The 378-nt window shown below is 42.6% G+C and carries 1 pseudogene; it reads right to left on the reverse strand.

Going from position 1 to position 378, the window contains the following annotated elements:
- Positions 1 to 96: 96 nt before the first annotated feature.
- Positions 97 to 378, reverse strand: a pseudogene (locus A3739_RS07255) (amidophosphoribosyltransferase); the annotation flags it as partial.

Consider the following 378-nt stretch of genomic DNA (forward strand, 5'->3'; position numbering starts at 1 on the left):
GCTAAGGTCTCCACCGATAAACCTTCAAGATTCGGTTCAGGGATGGTGGCCTTCAAATTCTTGCTTTTAGGCATTATGTATCTCTAGATTACTGGGCTAACCTGCGTTATGCAGGCTTAATTGCTCTTCACCCTCTAGTATACTTGCTTCTTGAGATTTACTGGCATCATTTCTACTTCTTTCCAAACGCTCTAGATAAGCGTCATCAATATCACCAGTCACATAGTTACCATCGAACACCGAGCAATCAAATTTAGTGATCTCAGGATTACCAGCACTCACCGCATCGACCAAATCATCTAGATCCTGATACAACAACCAATCTGCACCGATTATCTCAGCTATCTCGTCTACCGAACGATCATGTGCAATCAATTC

The organism is Oleiphilus sp. HI0067 (assembly GCF_001635735.1).